This is a genomic window from Mastigocoleus testarum BC008, assembly GCF_001456025.1.
Taxonomy (GTDB): Bacteria; Cyanobacteriota; Cyanobacteriia; order Cyanobacteriales; family Nostocaceae; genus Mastigocoleus; species Mastigocoleus testarum.
This window is the reverse complement of sequence record NZ_LMTZ01000061.1, coordinates 1-17,087: the sequence shown is the minus strand read 5'-3', so window position 1 is coordinate 17,087 and position 17,087 is coordinate 1. Positions and strand designations below refer to the sequence as shown.

General features: G+C 38.3%; 16 protein-coding genes and 3 pseudogenes. 6 read left to right on the top strand and 13 right to left on the bottom strand.

Annotated features, from left to right (window positions below):
- From BC008_RS10580 to aroA, 3 genes are all read right to left on the bottom strand, one after another.
- The coding region (locus BC008_RS10580; protein WP_321170075.1) for an ELWxxDGT repeat protein at nucleotides 1-1,043 on the bottom strand (1,043 nt) is incomplete at its 3' end.
- A gap of 138 nt (nucleotides 1,044-1,181) precedes the next feature.
- Nucleotides 1,182-3,323, bottom strand: a complete 2,142-nt coding sequence (locus BC008_RS10575; RefSeq protein ID WP_058183515.1) for an ELWxxDGT repeat protein — start codon at nucleotides 3,321-3,323, stop codon at nucleotides 1,182-1,184.
- Between the two features lie 407 nt (nucleotides 3,324-3,730).
- A complete protein-coding gene (gene aroA / locus BC008_RS10570; protein ID WP_027844938.1) occupies nucleotides 3,731-5,083 on the bottom strand; it encodes a 3-phosphoshikimate 1-carboxyvinyltransferase in 1,353 nt (450 codons plus the stop codon).
- Between the two features lie 161 nt (nucleotides 5,084-5,244).
- Here aroA and BC008_RS10565 point away from each other — a divergent pair, with 161 nt between their 5' ends.
- A complete protein-coding gene (locus tag BC008_RS10565; RefSeq protein WP_058183514.1) occupies nucleotides 5,245-5,763 on the top strand; it encodes a hypothetical protein in 519 nt (172 codons plus the stop codon).
- A gap of 120 nt (nucleotides 5,764-5,883) precedes the next feature.
- On the opposite strand, the gene BC008_RS10560 is transcribed toward BC008_RS10565, so the two are convergent.
- On the bottom strand, nucleotides 5,884-6,465 hold the full coding sequence (locus tag BC008_RS10560; protein WP_027844939.1) for a thioredoxin family protein: 582 nt from the start codon (nucleotides 6,463-6,465) through the stop codon (nucleotides 5,884-5,886).
- 345 nt (nucleotides 6,466-6,810) lie between these two features.
- On the opposite strand from BC008_RS10560, the pseudogene BC008_RS52450 reads away from it, so the two are divergent.
- The 5 genes and pseudogenes from BC008_RS52450 to BC008_RS10545 form a co-directional block, all read left to right on the top strand.
- Nucleotides 6,811-7,098: pseudogene (locus tag BC008_RS52450) on the top strand (FAD-dependent thymidylate synthase); the annotation flags it as partial.
- Nucleotides 7,093-8,454 (top strand): annotated as a pseudogene (locus BC008_RS52445) (HNH endonuclease); the annotation flags it as partial. The pseudogenes BC008_RS52450 and BC008_RS52445, both read left to right, overlap by 6 nt.
- A gap of 3 nt (nucleotides 8,455-8,457) precedes the next feature.
- Nucleotides 8,458-8,892: pseudogene (thyX, locus tag BC008_RS52440) on the top strand (FAD-dependent thymidylate synthase); the annotation flags it as partial.
- Nucleotides 8,893-9,075: 183 nt separating this feature from the next.
- A complete protein-coding gene (mltA, locus tag BC008_RS10550) occupies nucleotides 9,076-10,311 on the top strand; it encodes a murein transglycosylase A (protein WP_036266798.1) in 1,236 nt (411 codons plus the stop codon).
- Between the two features lie 704 nt (nucleotides 10,312-11,015).
- Nucleotides 11,016-11,495, top strand: a complete 480-nt coding sequence (locus tag BC008_RS10545) for a PIN domain-containing protein (protein WP_058183513.1) — start codon at nucleotides 11,016-11,018, stop codon at nucleotides 11,493-11,495.
- A 473-nt stretch (nucleotides 11,496-11,968) separates the two neighbouring features.
- Here BC008_RS10545 and BC008_RS10540 read toward each other — a convergent pair whose 3' ends face one another.
- From BC008_RS10540 to BC008_RS49410, 9 genes are all read right to left on the bottom strand, one after another.
- Nucleotides 11,969-12,706, bottom strand: coding sequence for a hypothetical protein (locus tag BC008_RS10540; RefSeq protein ID WP_058183512.1), 738 nt, complete (start codon nucleotides 12,704-12,706; stop codon nucleotides 11,969-11,971).
- Nucleotides 12,707-13,328: 622 nt separating this feature from the next.
- The gene (locus tag BC008_RS10535; protein WP_058183511.1) at nucleotides 13,329-13,703 is read right to left on the bottom strand and encodes a hypothetical protein; all 375 of its coding nucleotides are present in this window, start codon (nucleotides 13,701-13,703) and stop codon (nucleotides 13,329-13,331) included.
- Nucleotides 13,704-13,720: 17 nt separating this feature from the next.
- Nucleotides 13,721-14,116 (bottom strand): hypothetical protein, encoded by a 396-nt coding sequence (locus BC008_RS10530; RefSeq protein ID WP_058183510.1) that lies wholly within the window; start codon nucleotides 14,114-14,116, stop codon nucleotides 13,721-13,723.
- 312 nt (nucleotides 14,117-14,428) lie between these two features.
- Nucleotides 14,429-14,764, bottom strand: a complete 336-nt coding sequence (locus BC008_RS10525; RefSeq protein ID WP_027844941.1) for a hypothetical protein — start codon at nucleotides 14,762-14,764, stop codon at nucleotides 14,429-14,431.
- 184 nt (nucleotides 14,765-14,948) lie between these two features.
- Nucleotides 14,949-15,341, bottom strand: coding sequence for a hypothetical protein (locus BC008_RS10520; RefSeq protein WP_058183509.1), 393 nt, complete (start codon nucleotides 15,339-15,341; stop codon nucleotides 14,949-14,951).
- A 113-nt stretch (nucleotides 15,342-15,454) separates the two neighbouring features.
- Nucleotides 15,455-15,814 carry a hypothetical protein gene (locus BC008_RS10515; RefSeq protein ID WP_058183508.1) on the bottom strand — a complete coding sequence of 120 codons (360 nt, stop codon included), beginning with the start codon at nucleotides 15,812-15,814 and terminating at the stop codon, nucleotides 15,455-15,457.
- A gap of 118 nt (nucleotides 15,815-15,932) precedes the next feature.
- The gene (locus BC008_RS10510; RefSeq protein ID WP_058183507.1) at nucleotides 15,933-16,292 is read right to left on the bottom strand and encodes a hypothetical protein; all 360 of its coding nucleotides are present in this window, start codon (nucleotides 16,290-16,292) and stop codon (nucleotides 15,933-15,935) included.
- Between the two features lie 124 nt (nucleotides 16,293-16,416).
- Nucleotides 16,417-16,776, bottom strand: a complete 360-nt coding sequence (locus BC008_RS10505; RefSeq protein ID WP_058183506.1) for a hypothetical protein — start codon at nucleotides 16,774-16,776, stop codon at nucleotides 16,417-16,419.
- A 127-nt stretch (nucleotides 16,777-16,903) separates the two neighbouring features.
- On the bottom strand, nucleotides 16,904-17,087 hold a 184-nt coding region (locus BC008_RS49410), incomplete at its 5' end, for a hypothetical protein (protein ID WP_161938101.1).

Sequence of the window (17,087 nt, the reverse complement as noted above, 5' to 3'; positions counted from 1 at the left end):
GTACCTGACTCTGTACCGTCACTTTTCCAAAGTTCTATTCCATCACTACCGTTGTTTGCAGCAAAAAACAGAGTACCRTTAACGTTAGTMAGTTTATCYGGATTRGAAGAGCCATTTCCAGCAATAATATCTTTAACTAGGAYCGTACCGTCTTCGGTWCCRTCACTCTTCCATAATTCAGTACCATCATTGCCATTGTCAGCAGTAAAAAATAATTGACCATTAACTTGTGTCAAGTTATTGGCGTTAGAACTTCCACTACCAGAGAAAATATCTTTGACTAAAACAGTACCGTCTTGAGTACCATCACTCTTCCATAATTCTCTACCGTTGCTACCATCATCGGCTGTAAAGTAGAGCGTACCGTTGACATCGGTAAGATTTTCGGGGTTAGAAGAATCGTCACCAGGGTTAATATCCTTAACTTCTACCGTACCTGCATTGGTACCATCGCTCTTCCACAATTCCTTATCTTGGATCTCTCCTTCACTATTATTTTCTGCAGCACTGAAGTACAGGGTACCATCCACATTGGTTAAATTTGCAGGGGAACCATTCGCAAAATTATCCTTGACTGTAATCGGCTCGAAAGTAGTGCGATCAAATTTAAGTAAATTTCCTTGAAGAAAAGATCTAGGCTCAGCAACATTACCAAATGCAGCAAACACGGTACCATTGACATCGGTTACTTCACCAAAGCTTTGTGCACTCCTCCCATCGAAACCAAAAATACTGAAACTTCCTTCTGCTGTACCGTCAGTTTTATATAAAAAGGTAGTTCCAACCTCTGGTCGCAGGAAAAAGAAAAAGTTACTACCAGAACTTATTACGGGACCTCTAGGAGAAGTTGGGAAAGAAATGCCAAGATCATCCTTTACTAAAACTGTACCTGCTTCTGTCCCATCAGTTCTCCATAGTTTTGGAGTCGCTTGTCCGCTATCCTCTGCTGTAGCAAAAAGTAGTTCACCATCCATGTTACCTAGTAATACTGGGTTCCTAATGTTATTCCCAGGAATAATATCTTTGACTAAGAATGCACTCATAATATTCACTCCTCACTTGAAGTATTGTGAAAAATACAATGTTTGATTGATTGCTATTCATTAATACTGTTTGCTGCTTAAAATTTATGAAATTTCCAGCAATCAGAATGGTTAACTAGGATTAGCTTGCAAATGAGCTTAATAAGGTAAAGCTTCATTACTACCAAGACTAAGCAAATAGTTTTGCAATTCTCCTTGGTTATTACCGTTGACGTTAACGGTCACAATATCAATAGAACCGTTGAAACTCACATTGAAACTATCGCTATCACTTCCCAAGACCACATCTTTCACGCTGCGATCGCTAGTGTTGATAATTTCATCCTGATCTAATACAAAGTCAACAATAGTATCGCGATCGAAGTCGCCAGAAAGCACAAATTTATCTTGACCAGCACCACCAATTAAGACATCGTCACCATTTTGACCGTCGAGAATATCATTACCAGCACCACCAATGAGAATATCGTCATCGTTTTCGGTGGGATTAGCGCTAGTTTCTCCTAAAAGTAAGTCATTACCAGCTTGACCCCTAATTACATCATCACCGGTACCACCTTCGATGGTATCGTCTCCTTTATTACCTCGTAGGTTGTCTCCATCAGCACCACCAAAAATATTGTCTCCACCTTCAGAGCCRATGATTCTATCGTTTCCACCRCGACCRTTRATGTATGCAATATTTTTGAGWTCGATYTYRGARAAATCCCAATTATTATCGCGACCCTTGTTAGCATCGCGCAATACTGCGCTACCAGCAGGAAAGTCGGGACCACCAGTAGCAGAACCACCGGTACCATTTGCACCATCAATAGCAACTATTGATTCAAACTTTTGAGAATCGAAGTCTGTGGGTAGTTCAATGTCACCTGTTTCACCGGGAATTATGGTTACTTGTTTTGGTAGTCCGGGAACATTATTGAAGTCACTGGGTTTGTTATCGGAAACGCTGAAGGTAACGTCGTTTGGATCTTTATCTTTGGTATCAACAGCCCATACTTCTCTACCACTAACACCATCATCGGCACTAAAGTAGAGCTTATCATCAACCTTGGTCAGTTGGGTTGGATTAGAACCTTCACTACCAGGGCGAATATCTTCTACTAGAACCGTACCTTCGGCTGTACCGTCACTCTTCCATAATTCAGTACCATTGATACCATCGTTGGCTGTGAAATAAAGGGTACCATCAACGTTAGTAAAATTATTTAGAGAAGAACCTTCACCACCAGAACGAATATCTTTAACTAAAACCGTACCTGACTCTGTACCGTCACTTTTCCAAAGTTCTATTCCATCACTACCGTTGTTTGCAGCAAAAAACAGAGTACCGTTAACGTTAGTAAGTTTATCTGGATTAGAAGAGCCATTTCCAGCAATAATATCTTTAACTAGGACCGTACCGTCTTCGGTTCCATCACTCTTCCATAATTCAGTACCATCATTGCCATTGTCAGCAGTAAAAAATAATTGACCATTAACTTGTGTCAAGTTATTGGCGTTAGAACTTCCACTACCAGAGAAAATATCTTTGACTAAAACAGTACCGTCTTGAGTACCATCACTCTTCCATAATTCTCTACCGTTGCTACCGTCATCAGCAGTGAAATACAGGGTACCGTTGACATCAGTGAGATTTTCTGGGTTGGAACCATTATTACCGGGATTAATATCTTTAACTTCTACTGTACCGGCATTGGTACCGTCGCTCTTCCATAATTCCCTACCAGTTTGCTGCTCTCCAGTTGAACTGTCATTAGCGCTGAAATAAAGCCTATCGTTGACGCTAGTGAAATTTCCGAGAAAACCAGATCTGCCAAAATCACCTTTGACTACAATTAGCTCAAAAGTGCTGTCATCAAATTTAACCAATCTTCCTTCGGGACCAAAATCGCCTTCAAACGATGCAGCAAATAAGGTTCCATTGACATCGGTCAGTTCACCGAAGCTTGCTCCCGTTATCTGATCAAAACTAAAAATATCAGAGGTACCTTCTGCTGTACCGTCACTTTTTATTAAAACAGCAGCGCTAGATTCTGGTGCTTGCGCAAGAAAAAAGAGATTACCACCAGAACTGGTTGCAGGACCCCTAAGAAAAAATGGAAATTCGGGTAGAGGACCCAAATCATCGCCTATTAAAACTGTACCTGCTTGTGTACCGTCAGTTCTCCATAGTTTTGAAGGAGTTGCAAAAAGTAATTTATCATCGACCGCACCCAATAAAGTTGGGTTGGAAGATTGGCTTCCTGGAATAATATCTTTGACTAAGAATGGATTCATGATATTGACTCCTCACTTGAATTATTGTGAAAAATTCAATCTTTGATTGATTGCTATTCATTAATACTGGTCGCTCATTGAAATTTATGAAATTTTGAAATTTCCAGCGATTCAGTTGATTAACAAGAATTAGCCTGCAAATAAATTTAATAAGGTCAGGGATGGATTCATAGTACTCACCTCTCACTTAAAAATTAGCAGAAAACATAATAATAGCCAGCTATCAACTCGTAGAGTTTAGATTTCAATTTGTATGAGCTATACAAAAAAACGAAGAATCTTGTTCTCCGTTCTATATTTCTTAAAATATTCTTTATAAATGCCTCATGTATCCGCAGATAGTGATGATGCAATGAACTCTAGATCCAAAAATACACTCAGCCACGCAATCAATATGAAATTTTATACTACGAACAAATAATTCCCTTAAGGGTATCAAAGAAATCTGGATAGGAAATACTTGCAGCTTCGGCCCGATCTATATTAGTAGTACCAGAAGCATTCAGAGCTGCGATCGCCAAACTCATGGCAATTCGATGATCCGTAAAACTGTCCAAATCTACACCAGTTAGGGGTGTACCACCTGTAATCTCCATCCCATCAGGTAATTCTGTAACTTTAGCCCCCATTTTGTTTAATTGCTGAGTCATAACAGCAATGCGATCGCTTTCTTTGACTCTAAGCTCGGCAGCATCTTTAATTACAGTTGTACCTTCGGCAAATGCAGCAGCAACAGCCAAAATGGGAATTTCATCAATCATTCTTGGTATAATATCGCCAGCGATGGTACAACTTTTTAACTTGCTAGAACGTACCCGCAAATCAGCAACCGGTTCCCCTGCAACCTCCCGTTGGTTTTCCCTAACGATATCTGCCCCCATCATTTCTAAGGCTTCTAAAATACCAGTACGAGTAGGATTTACACCAACATTTTCGATGGTCAACTCGGAATCTGGTACAATTGCTGCAGCTACTAACCAAAATGCCGCCGAACTTATATCTCCCGGTACAATCACATTTTGTCCGTACAGTTGAATTCCACCTGTAATTGTGACACTATTGGTATCCGAATCAGTATCTAGTTTGGCACCAAAAGCCTTAAGCATCCGCTCGCTATGGTCTCGCGAAAGTGCTGGTTCCGTAACCGTAGTTTTTCCCTCTGTCATTAAACCAGCAAGCAAAACACAGGATTTTACTTGGGCGGAAGCAATGGGTGAATGATAGTGAGTTGCTTTGAGAGATTGTCCTTGGATAGCCAGTGGTGCGATGGAAGCATTTTTTCTACCCCAAATTTGTGCCCCCATTTGTTGCAAAGGCTTAACAACACGAGACATGGGACGCGATCGCAAAGAACTATCGCCGGTGACGGTAAAAAAACGTCCTTGATGAGATGCAAGTAGTCCCAACATCAGCCGTAAAGTCGTACCGGAATTACCAGCATTTAAGACATCAGGAGGTTCTTGTAAATTTCCCAAACCAATACCTTTAACTTTTACTAAGTCCGCATTTAATTCGGAAATTTCTGCCCCCATTGCTTGGAAACAGCTAGCTGTGCTACGGGGATCTTCTCCTAGGAGTAAACCTTGGATTTGGGTTTCACCCTGAGCGATCGCCCCTAACATTAAAGCGCGATGGGAAATAGATTTATCTCCTGGAACTCGAATACGTCCTTGTAAAGATAATCCAGAAGATGGTCTTTGAATAATTAACTTGTGACGGAATTTCTGTTGAGTATCTACAATTATAACTGAAGCCGACATTAGGATAAACTGGCGTGTGAGTACATAAGGAAGTGCTCGTCAGAAAGTATCTGTCCTTTACACCTTCCTCGCTAGTATCCTAACGCTTTACCTGACTTGCAAAAAATACCGACATCATTCTTTAATTACTGTCTATCGCTCTTAATTATTATTTCGCTCCCATGCTGACCCACCAACGCAAACCAGTCTGCTTATCGTTGATTTCAACCGACCTCCCAGTGTCGTCAGTAGTTGAAACTGCTGGAACATTGTACCAAAAAGATCGCGAGCGATTTCACTTATTATTAACGGCACCTTCCCTACAAAACCTGGAAAAAAAGCAGCAAAGTAGGCGAGAAAAAGGCAAAAATACCCAATCAGATGAAAACAAGCCTGCGATCCCTAGTACTCCGAGACTACTATGGTTGGAAATTTCCCCATATCGGGTAATTGCGACGATGCAAGGTAACAGTCAGTTGAGTTATCGCCATTTTTGGGAAAAAGGAATTTATGGTATCAGTCGCTATTGGTTACCAACGGAGTCATTACAGCCCCAACAACCTATTCGTTTGCGCAATTTCACCAAAAGCTTAACTTTGAGCGGGCATCCCCTACCAGAGCGATTGCGGGTAGAGTATGAATTATGGACGGGCAAAATCCAATTAGGATCCTATATTCTCAGGTTAGAAATCCAACATTGACCCAGTTGACAGTTAACAGTTATCAAGTATTCCACAGAAGCAGAAAATCGCACAGGTGAAGTACTAAAGAAACTAATTCTTTCTTACTGTTCCCTGTTCTCTGTTCCCTGCTCCCTGTTTTTAACCAAAATAACTTGGTTCATTTCCCTGTTTCCATTTAATGTTGCAACCAATACTCGGTTTTTGGTCTCCTGTAACGGGTTTACCTGAGAGTACTGTATCAATAGCAGCACGTAAGTCTTCGCCTGTTACGGGTTTATCATTACTAGGACGGCTATCGTCTAGTTGTCCGCGATAAGCTAACTTAAGATCTGCATCAAAGAGAAAGAAATCTGGCGTGCAGGCTGCAGTATAAGCTTTTGCTACTTCCTGGGTTTCGTCATAACACAGAGGAAAATTAAATCCCAACTCTGTTACCATTTGCTTCAACTTATCAGGTGCATCATCGGGATAATTTTTTACATCATTAGAACTAATTGCAATGATTCCCAAATCAGTTTGAGAATAATCTTTGCCGATTTTTGCCAATTCAGTTTGTACGTGTTTGACGAATGGGCAGTGACAACAAATAAACATTACTAATAATGCTTTTTTGCCAGAGAAATTTGCCAGTGAAATTTGCTTTTCAGATTCCACCTCCACCAAATTAAAATCTGGTGCTGTAGTGCCGAGGGGTAGCATTGTTGAAGCTGTCAAAGCCATGGGTTTGCTGTTAACGGGAAGATGTAGCTGAATAATTAGTTTAGCGATCCCCAAAAATTTGAGCGACCGAGTGAATTATGAAATTACTCTGTGTTGGATCTTAAATTATCGAGTGGAAAATTGGAAACCCCACATAGTAGTATCTGGACCCCGGTGATAATTTTTTCCTGCTTGCTTTTAAATAGATTTATGATGATACAAAAAATGTTTATTAAGAATTCTTGCACATTTTGTGACAAATATTAAATTTTTTGTAACCAAATAAGATACTTTAGTTTGTTGATTCTCAAGGATATATATAATCAGGGGTTAAATCACAATACCTACGCGTAGCTTACACAAATAATGCATCGATTCCGAGTAGAGGTTATCACCAAAACACCCAACCCGCAACAGGTGGTTTACGCCGCCATGCATCAAGACTATACTGACAATTTTGTGTTCGATGAGTTAGATAGATTTCCCTCGGAATCAAAATGTGGCGAATTAATCGTTAAAAGACTTTTAGCAGGGGAACGCGGTCATTATGGACCTTTAGAACATCCTCAAATTGTATTTAATTGTGGTTATTTCCCCCACAGCGTCATGCAACAGGCTCGGACTCATCGGGTCGGTGTTTCTTTTGATGTGCAGTGTTTAGCTGCAGATACAAAAATTACCTTCGTTAATATTCAAGGGGAAACAAACCAAAAGCTTAAAAAAACAATTGGTGAGTTATACGATCTTTGGACAAATGGAGAAAAAGCAATTCGTCAAAGGTCAATTCGAGGTAGAAATGGGGAACCAAGAGGTGAATATCGCCGTGACTGCAAAAACAGAATTAGCAAAATGCGATTGAGAGTTTTAAACGAAGAGACGGGATTATTTACGACGGGTTCAATTAAAGATGTAATGTGTAGTGGAATTCAGCCCACTTATCGTTTAACTTTAGAAAATGGCAAAACATTAGAATGTACGGTTAATCATCGCTTGTTAACTACTAAAGGTTGGCAAACTATGGGAGATGCCGTAGGTTTAGTAACTGATTCTAGTGGTCGTGTCATCAAAACTACTAAGCCAATATCTTTAATGTGTAATGGTCAGCCTGTTGTCGAAGAAAAACTCTACAGAAATAAAGAATGGCTTCAATCTCAAGTTATCAAAGGACTTTCTACAATAGAAATTGCACAGTTATCTGAATGTTCTATCAATACTGTTAAAAGATGGGCTGATCGCTATGGACTATCTTTAAACAAACAAGATTCTAAATTTACAAAAGGACAAAAGCCTTGGAATTATAACCCTAATGCACCTTACCATAATAAGGCTTGGTTAGAAAAACAACTAAACAAAGGACTCCACGTAGATGAAATCGCTGATTTAGCTGACTGTTCAATAGAAGCAATTAAAAAATGGGTTTATGCTTACGGATTATTCCTAAACAGAAGGCTACCTGGCACAAAAACTCCTTGGAATAAAGGTAAAAGTGGTTACAAGTTAAATTTATCAAAAGAAAGCCGTAAGAGAAGAATAGAAAATTCTAAAAAATATACAAAAAGAGGAGAAGAATCTAATTTCTGGAGAGGAGGTACATCAACAGAACGAGAGATGATAGGAGCTTGGACAAGAGAAATTGCGCCACAGGTCCATAAAAAGTTTAATTACATTTGTCAAAAATGTCAGAATCGCGGTGGTATTCTCCATGCTCATCATTTAATTCCAGTTTTTGCTGATGAATCCTACGCTTATTCATTTGACAATCTAGTAACTTTATGCAAAAAGTGTCATGAATATATCCATAAAAATCATAAGGAAATTGAATTTGCTCAAGCTTATGAACCTACTCTAGAAGTTAAAGATTGGCAAACAAAACCCAAACCAATTGGTAAAAAACTTAAAGCTCATCCTGTAAAAGTCTTAAAAGTGGAATATTTAGGGGAGCAAATGACCTATGATCTTGAAGTAGAAGGGGAATGGCATAATTTCGTTGCAAATGGTCTAGTTGTGCATAACTCTTTCCGCTACACGGGTAACCAGTTTATTGAAGTTATAGAAGGTAAAAAAGATATTGAAGATGTTTTCTACCTGCGTCCTGTAGATCATTACACTAATCGTCAAGGTAAAAAATATTATTATTCTCCTGAAGCTAGGGAAGCTGACCTAAAATGGTGTATGGAAGCAGTCAAGCGCTATCAAGCTGATTTTGAAGGGGGAATGTCTGAGGAACATGCACGAGGTAAAATGCCTTTTGATTACCGCCAGCATTTTGTGGTTAGTTTTAATTTAAGATCTTTATTACATTTTCTAGATTTAAGAAATAAGAAGGATGCTCAATTAGAAATTCAAAAACTTTGTGAATTAATGTGGATTCACTTTGAAGAATGGGCTCCTGCGATCGCACAATGGTATGAAAAACATCGTTCTGGTAAAGCTAGATTAGCACCTTGACAAATAAATTGTTAAGAAAAGTAAAAACTAACAGAAAGTTAAATACATGTATAAAATTGCAAGCTAATCTCTATAAAAGTTATGTAACTTTTGGGAATTATTTTTGTGGTTTGGATCGGGAGAAACTTCAAAACAGTCATACCGATAGTTGTTTCTATATCAGTATTGTTTTTGTTGGTACAAATGCAACCCTTGGCAAAGCCAAAACTTGCTGCTTTACAATGTAGGTTGCAAAGATGGCAAATACCTCCATCATCTCAAGTTGAAAAACAGGATATAACTGCGAAAAAATCTACCCAAAAGCTAAACCAGAAGCCCAAATCTTCAGCATTAGTGTTGAAAGAAAAACCTTTGTTTCCCTGTTGTAAGGGCGACCTATCTTGTGTGGATAAGCAGATATGGGGTCAAAATTCTGATAAAGAAGCACTTTTAAATTCCATCGCACAAAGTTTGGGGTACTTGCAAACAAGAAGTGCTCAAATTGCTTATCGCAGATATGAAAATAGTACAATTACGCGGGCTCGTGTGATCAAAAGCTTACAAAGATTTCGACAAATATTACTTGCTTCCAATTCTGTATATGAATTAAATAGAACTGTTGCTCGGGAGTTTAATTTTTATCAGTCACTGGGGAAAGATGGTAAAGGTTCTGTATTGTTTACAGCTTACTACGAACCTCTATATGCTGCTAGTAGGGTTCCCACAGCAGAATACCGCTACCCAATTTATAGGTTACCACCAGATTTGAATCGATGGCCAAGACCCCATCCTCAACGCCGAGAATTGGAAGGAATTGATGGTTTACAAGGTACAAAGGGAAAATTACGGGGTCTAGAATTATTTTGGTTTCGCGATCGCCTCGAACCATATATGATCCAAATTCAAGGTTCGGGACGTCTTCAGTTTCTAGATGGAAGTCAAACTACTGTGGGTTACGCAGGTAATGTAGCCCATAATTACAAAAGTATTGGACGGGAGTTAGCTAACGATGGTATATTTCCTGTGGAAAGTATAACCATGCCAGTTATTTTGGATTACTTTCAAAAAAACCCAGAAAAATTAGATGTATATATTCCACGGGATCCCAGCTTTGTCTTTTTCCAAGAAAATTTTGGTGCTCCTGCTCAAGGTTCAATTCAAGTTCCTTTAACCGCAGAACGTTCGATTGCTACTGATAAGTCTCTCATGCCTCCTGGAGCTTTGGCAATAATTCGTTCTAATTTTCCCTTTATCAACAGTAGCGGCGATCTGGAATCTCGTGTTGTTAGTCGTTATGTTCTCGATCAAGATGCAGGTGGTGCAATTAAAGGTGCAGGTAGAGTCGATTATTTTTTAGGTATGGGTAAAATTGCAGGTGATCGCGCCGGTGTTACTGTTAGCAATGGTCAACTATATTATTTACTACTCAAAGATTATTAAGAATAATTAAGAAATTGATAATTGCTAATTATTATCAGCACTTGTAACTGGAAAGTTTTTAAACAGATTTAGGAATGGCTGTTGCTAAATATACCAGTAAATAACAAATTTTAAATAAATTACATTAAAAGGTATTTTGTTTTGCTAAAATGCCGACGTAAATCGCTTTAAAGATAACTAATATTTAGTAAATATTAAGTTTATATTTTCCCCTTCAATGATAGAATCCATGAAGTGAGAATATATATTTAAATTAAAACTAAAAGACAAGATTAGTTTTGATTTTTTTATAAAAAAAAATCAATTTAAGTGATAATGTATAGCTCTAAATAGACTCATGTCTTGTTAGCTTTAATCCCTACAACAAAGGAACTACAAAGTATATAGTTCGTCATAAAACATGAAGCTTGCTAATTAATAAACTAAACTGCTAATTTGACTAAATAGATTCATCACTCAACTCTGAAGCATAATTCAGAAATATCCTGAATTTGTATTGTATATAAATGTGTTCTTCATAGGTGAAAAGTACAGTTGGCTATAAATGAAGCTTTGAGGAGGAGTGCAAGAGTTAGTTTAACGTCAATGGATAGAAGCAAAATGTGTCTTTTAATTGACTATATTTACTGCTTTATCTTTAGAAAAGCTCTTTATTTTACAACTTCCATAGGCTTTGTTAATCGATCAATCGAAAGGGTTGAAAAATGATTAAAATTCTAGTAGATGCTGACTTAGTATTAGAAATGTTGATGAATCGTGAGGGATTCATCGAAGATATCAGCGATTTATTAGACAGGGTAAATCCATTGATTCAAATGTATATCACAGATATTGGTTGGCAAAAAATATCTACCTATGTCAGGTGCTTACAAAATAAAAATATTACAGATGTTGTAGCTGCTTGGTTAAAAGACAAAGTTCAAGTATGTAATGTCGATAGAGCCATACTACGAGAAGCACGGACATCTCCTTTAAAAGATTTTGAATCTGCTGTGGAGTTAACCTGTGTCAGTTCTCAACAATTAGATGCAATTGTTACCCATAACTATGATGATTTTGCTCAAACTCCCAATCAGTTATGGATATGGTCTGTGGCTGAATTCAGAGTACGTGCTCATTTAGAAAATCAATTTTCTTTCTCTTCTGGAAATACCAGGCGATCGACACACATCCATCCAATCTAAAACTGAATAAAAATTCAAATCACCAACAATAAAAAATGCTAGTTCTAAATCAGCAAACTAAAATCTTGATAAAATTAAAATTCTGATAATACAAAGGTTTCAAATAAAGACTTCAAAAACATCAAACATATATTCTTAAAATATATTCCCAAAATCATACCTTTAGGAGTATATTTTTTTATTTATTGTTTGAAAACAACATGGTACTTTAATAAGCCTTTAATAGGTCTATATGATTAATGTTTGTCTGAAAAAATGTCAGTAATATTCTTTCTTCCAGTACCTTCGAGTCTCACACACCTTCAAATAGCCTGATTTATTTCAACTTCCAGACTCGTCAAATAATTTCTAAGTATAAACCAGTTAACCGACAGATTAACTGGTGCGAATTAACTGGTACAGTATTGAATGAATTGTTTACAAATAAATATATATACGTACATATTTACTTGCGATTTGCTTTGATTGCGAACCTATCGAACCATAATATCGATGTTAGAATTCACAACTCCATTACCACTATTTTGTTGACTAACACTGGTTTCTGGACCATTTACTTCTACATCTACAGTTGATGATGTAGGTGCGTAACGCGCATCAATTTCTACTGTATTTTTACCAACAGATAGATGTGGTGATAGGTCGAACTCAACCTTATTCCCATAAAGTTTTTTGACAAATTTACCGTTAACAACAACTTTGCCAGTTAGTCTTTTACCTGAAGTTGTGACACTCAAGATATGTGGCTCACTTAAATTCGCTTTACTTAGGGTAAGACTACTACTTTGATACCCAGAAGAACTAGAATAACTACTCGAACTTTGGCTAGTGTATCCAGAAGAGCTACTTGAACTTTGTATGCTTTTGCTCGAACTTCTAGAAATATTCATATTGCGATTACTTGGAGATTGAGCGACAAGTGTTTGATTATTGTTATTATTTTTTGATTGACTTACTGACTCTTGTTTATTAGTACTAATTTGGGAACTATCTGAAGTTTCTTGATTATTATTATTTTGCGAGGTTACTGATTCTTGTTTGTTGTTACTGCTTTGAGAAATACCTACAGCTTCTTGACTATTATTATTTTGTGATGTGACTGACTCTTGTTTATTACTACTACTTTGGGATTGAACTACAGGTTCTTCACCTACTGCTGGTTGGTTTGAACGAGCATTACTTTGGGCACAACCTTGAGTAAGAGTAGCCATTAATACGATAAAAGATGTTAAAAATAGTATTTTTTTCATGACAGTAGGCAAGTGACGACATGTTCGATATATTACTTTTCCGTCGTCATATATCAGGACTTAAGCCTGAATTAATATGGGCCCAATAAAGAGCTTAGATACGACCGAAATCAGATGGGACTAATAGAATAATAGTGTTCTTACTTACAATTATAAAATCTTAATTCTATAAAATCTCAATTCTATAAAATATCAATTCACCTTATAAGAAATATAGTAGCTAAGTGTTTTAGATATATTGGTGAACATTAATTAAGTTTTATTGGCCGTAGCAATATTAACTAAGCTTGAACAATAATATTTTATCGTCTAACTTCTAAACCAAATTGCTTAATTGAAGTTACTTTCTAATATTCAAGTGCCCGAATATGCTGGAACAGTTTGGATTAAATTGATTTTAGACAAATTTCTACCTTTAATTTTGCAAATCATTCATAAGCTGAAATTAAGCTGAGGTTTGGGCACAAAAGTAAAGGTAGATATCACCTCTGACACTAACTAAGCCGAAGTTCCCCCTGATGGGAACCTCGGAGAGTTGGAATCTCTAACATGCAACCAATGAGGAAAGTAGTTTTACTCGTACTTAATCTTCAAAGGGTCTTTTGGGTTCTTGTATGCGCACTTGAACGGGTACTTTTACTCGGACGCGTGGTCTTTTGATCTTAGAACGACGACCGCGATCGCCCGCTTCAATTCTTTGTTCGCTATTTCGGCGTTGAATGCATCTTTCAGATCTACACTTTTGTACAGATCGGTTGACAACAGTACCGCCATCACAATCGCGATCGATGTCTTGACTTACGTTATTTTCCTGTACTCCGCGCTTGCGTTCCCTTGCAACCTGAACACCGATATCGACGGTGGTACAAGCCATTGCTGAAGGTGTGAAAGCAGGAATAAAGAAAGGAGAAATTGCAGAAGCTGAAAACAAACCTAAAGAAAGTAATTTGAGGTTCATGATTGTATCCTTTTTAACTATTGACAAGATGTTGTACGTGAATAGCTATAAGAGCTGTTAGAGCCAGATCTACTCCTGACAGTACGTTGATAGGTTTTACCAGTACATCTAGAATTCCAAGTTTTACGATTGACAGGATACTTGCGATAAGTACGAGAGTAAGGGCTATACCTTCTTCCTAAGCTTCGTCTGTAAGCTCGATTTCTTAGTAAGCGCCTTTGTCTATAAGTTCTTGGGCGAACTCTGACGACTCTTCCACTACCACTTTTGATCTTAACGCCGCCATTTCGATAAACTCTGACCCGACTACCACTACTGCTATTGATTCTGACGCTACCTGCTGTGGCAATTCCGGCAGGTAATAACATAACTGCAGAGAGTGCGATGATTGAGACTATATTTTTAACTGGCATGGCTTGGTCCCTCTCTTTTTCAAAAAACCGATTTTGTACTTTACAATTTATACGTTACAACTTGTCGCTTAAATTGTGTGCTTCGCAAGTGAAGAAAACCGGCAAAACTTCCATCAACTGATTGTCTCTAAGCTATGAAATTAAAGTAATAGGAGCTATTTAACTTATTTTGTCAGTTTTTGCTTAAAGAAATCATTAACTGCAATATTCGACTTTATGAATACAGTTAGTTGCTGGAGTTTGGGTGCATTTTGGGGGTTAGCCGAAGATATAAAATCCTAGGTTATATAAGTGTTTGTACTCAATTACCGGTTAATCGCACCTGTCAAATCGACCTCTTCTGATTTTTTGGCGTTGATCGCTGATTTGACGTGCATTTTGCTCTACAGTGCTATCATCTTCTGCAACACCACGTTGGTTAATGCGTTGTCTAGAGAATTGGTCTTGCCTATCAGAAGCACATCTACGACCTTTCCTTGATTGACGTTGAGTGCTTCTTTGATATCCTCTCAATCTAACTCTGCTGTTATCGCTTGCAGTACCGCTTTGATTGATTTCTTGTATGACTTCTTGTTCTGCAAAAGCAACAGTTGGCATTAAAATCAAACTAGCTGCTAACAAGCTGAATATGTAAGCTTTCTTTAACATTTTTATAGACCTGATAATTGTTGTAGGGTGAATTGGGGATTGGAAACTTTAGCATTCCCCTTTGGTACTCCCTAGGTGTAAAAATAAAAAATTTTGATTTTATGACCTAGGTGAACCAAATTATTTAGTTTTGAGATTATTTAGTTTTTAGGTTCTTCAACTTTCAGGTTTGTTAATTTTCCATTTATTGAGGTAACTTACGGCACAAAGCAGCGTGAGTTTTTCGTACTTGTCGCTGGGTCATGCTGGTTTTTTGCTTGCTTGGTAAGTTACTCAGATAAACGCCACTTTGCGTTTTTACCGCGTTAGGATTTAGTTGTTTAGTTCTGTTTTGTTTGGTTCTGTAAGGTAAACAGAATCTAGGAAGTGAAGTACCAATTCTACGGTTACTTCGATATCCACCTCGGACACTAGTACTTTTAGACCTTTGTCTATTGACACTTTCACTAACAGCAGCGCCATCTCGGCGTACACTACTTTGCTGACTTGTTTGTATTACCATATCAGCCAATGCTGTACTGGGAGCAATTATCAAACCAACTGCTATTAGACCCAAAGCAAATGGTTTTTTCAGCATAATTTAGGGTATCTTGATTTATCCGTTATTTTTAAGCACTATGGCGTTGCTTATACAATTGATAGATCGCAACGCCTAGTAATGTGCAAGTAAAGCCGATAAGTTAGTAGTAATTAACGACGATTTCTTTGTCTTTGGTTGTTGCGGTTGCTAGCATCTTGTCTGTTTTCTGATTCATAATCAGCCGCACCACTTTGAACGTTTCCTTGAACGTTATCTTGCTCTTGCTTCGCGCGACGACCACGGTATTTGCGAGCGGGCTTACGGTAACCGCGACGGCGATTCTTTCCATCGATTGCTTGTCTTTGGTTGCTAACGTTTTCAGCGTTTTGCTCGTTGAAGCTACCGTCAGTTGCAGCACCGTTTTGCTCGTTAAACTGATCGCTGGTTTGACTTTGAGTATCTGCAAATGCTGCGGTAGGAGCAACAATTAAACTAGCAGCTAAAAGACCGAAAGCAATTACTCTTTTCATTTTTGTAGACCTTTATGTGTTGTGTGATATCGAACAGTTTTTATTTGTTGGGCGTTGCTTGTATCGTTGAGTGCAACGCCGGTTAATACGACGTTCAAGTCAATCTAATTAGTAGTAATTAGCGACGATTTCTTTGTCTTTGGTTGTTGCGGTTGCTAGCATCTTGTCTGTTTTCTGATTCAAAATCAGCCGCACCACTTTGAACGTTTCCTTGAACGTTATCTTGCTCTTGCTTCGCGCGACGACCACGGTATTTGCGAGCGGGCTTACGGTAACCGCGACGACGGCTCTTACCATCGATTACTTGTCTTTGGTTGTTAACGTTCTCAGCGTTTTGCTCGTTGAAGCTACCATCAGTTGCAGCACCGTTTTGCTCGTTAAACTGATCGTTAGTTTGACTTTGTCTGTCTGCAAATGCTGCACTAGGAGCAACAATTAAACTAGCAGCTAAAAGACCGAAAGCAATTACTCTTTTCATTTTTGTAGACCTTTGTGTGTTGTGTGATATCGAACTTTTTGTTTGTTGGTTATTTATTGGGCGTTGCTTGTATCGTTGATTGCAACGCCAGTTAATATGACGTTTCAGCTAGTCTAAGTCAGAATTAGCGACGATTTCTTTGTCTTTGGTTGTTGCGGTTGCTAGCATCTTGTCTGTTTTCTGATTCAAAATCAGCCGCACCACTTTGAACGTTTCCTTGAACGTTATCTTGCTCTTGCTTCGCGCGACGACCACGGTATTTGCGAGCGGGCTTACGGTAACCGCGACGACGGCTCTTACCATCGATTACTTGTCTTTGGTTGCTAACGTTCTCAGCGTTTTGCTGGTTGAAGCTACCATCAGTTGCAGCACCGTTCTGCTCGTTAAACTGATCGTTGGTTTGACTTTGTCTGTCTGCAAATGCTGCACTAGGAGCAACAATTAAACTAGCAGCTAAAAGACCGAAAGCAATTACTCTTTTCATTTTTGTAGACCTTTGTGTGTTATGTGATATCGAACTTTTTGTTTGTTGGTTATTTATTGGGCGTTGCTTGTATCGTTGAGTGCAACGCCGGTTAATACGACGTTCAAGTCAATCTAATTAGTAGTAATTAGCGACGATTTCTTTGTCTTTGGTTGTTGCGGTTGCTAGCATCTTGTCTGTTTTCTGATTCAAAATCAGCCGCACCACTTTGAACGTTTCCTTGAACGTTATCTTGCTCTTGCTTCGCGCGACGACCACGGTATTTGCGAACGGGCTTACGGTAACCGCGACGACGGCTCTTACCATCGATT